This is a genomic window from Caloramator australicus RC3 (assembly GCF_000297115.1).
Taxonomy (GTDB): Bacteria; Bacillota; Clostridia; order Clostridiales; family Caloramatoraceae; genus Caloramator; species Caloramator australicus.
Genome location: NZ_CAKP01000034.1, coordinates 1 through 1,033, shown reverse-complemented (window position 1 = coordinate 1,033; position 1,033 = coordinate 1). Strand labels below are relative to the sequence as shown.

1 protein-coding gene, 2 rRNA genes and 1 pseudogene are annotated in these 1,033 nt (G+C 37.4%); 2 read left to right on the top strand and 2 right to left on the bottom strand.

The genetic code is table 11. From position 1 onward, the window contains the following. Both CAAU_RS03675 and CAAU_RS14535 read left to right on the top strand, forming a co-directional pair. Nucleotides 1-288, top strand: a pseudogene (locus CAAU_RS03675) (UPF0236 family transposase-like protein); the annotation flags it as partial. A gap of 150 nt (nucleotides 289-438) precedes the next feature. Next, complete coding sequence (locus CAAU_RS14535) at nucleotides 439-603, top strand: hypothetical protein (RefSeq protein WP_008908086.1); 165 nt, start codon at nucleotides 439-441, stop codon at nucleotides 601-603. A gap of 70 nt (nucleotides 604-673) precedes the next feature. Here CAAU_RS14535 and rrf read toward each other — a convergent pair. Beyond that, nucleotides 674-790, bottom strand: a 5S ribosomal RNA gene (gene rrf, locus CAAU_RS03670). A 14-nt stretch (nucleotides 791-804) separates the two neighbouring features. Continuing rightward, nucleotides 805-1,033, bottom strand: a 23S ribosomal RNA gene (locus CAAU_RS03665); the annotation flags it as partial.

The following is a 1,033-nucleotide window of genomic DNA, read 5'->3' as shown; positions in this document are numbered from 1 at the left end:
ATCGGCGAGATTAAGCAGCAGGCCATTAGGATGGAGCAAGGAAGGATTAAAGATAATGGCAAAGCTAAGGGTATTTAGCAAGAATGGAGGAAATTTAAGGGAAATAAGTGTGTTTAAAGGAAGATGAAAAAAGCCTTCAAGGTAAGTAAGAAGAAAATAAAAGAAGCGATAAGAAAGATAAATAAATCTTCACGTGAAGTTATGAATAATATAACGATATTGAACATAGGGAAAGTAACGCCAATTTACAGGATATTAAAATCAATAAAATATGAAAATATAATTTAAGTTTTTTAAATTTAACAAACGCCTTGAAACTAGCTAATTTAAGGGGTTGTCTATAAAAATTAACCTACAATATCTTGACACTATCAAAATATTTACATTTATTGTGTAATTTGTTAATATATTTTATAATATATTTAGGGGGGATATCAAATGAATTTAATCGATATTTTAGCTCTTTTAACAAACATAGGACTACCTATAATAATTTTAATTATAGCATTTTTATACATAACAAACATACTTAAAAAATTAAAATCCATCGAAGAAAAACTTGATAGGGTAATTACTCAGTTTGAAAATCATAAAAAACAGTAAAATCTTAAACTTAAGTGCCAGGCACCACAAGTAAAAAAGCCTCAACCATTTCGGTTGAGGCTTTAAATTTACCCGGCAGTCACCTACTCTCCCAGGCCGTCTCCAGCCTAGTACCATCGGCGTAGGTAGGCTTAACCTTCGTGTTCGGAATGGGAACGGGTGTTTCCCTACCTCCATTACCACCGGATTACACTGCACAATAAGATCAAGCCCTCGACCTATTAGTACCAGTCAGCTAAACGCCTTACGACGCTTACACCTCTGGCCTATCTACCTGGTAGTCTTCCAGGGGTCTTACCGCTTCCGCGTGGGAAATCTCATCTTGGGGTGGGCTTCGCGCTTAGATGCCTTCAGCGCTTATCCCGTCCGAACTTGGCTACCCAGCTGTGCCATTGGCATGACACTGGTGCACCAGAGGTTCGTCCATCCC

Excerpts from the sequence above, each read along its gene's own strand:
- CAAU_RS14535 (WP_008908086.1), top strand. The coding sequence starts at position 439 with ATGAATTTAATCGATATTTTAGCTCTTTTAACAAACATAGGACTACCT.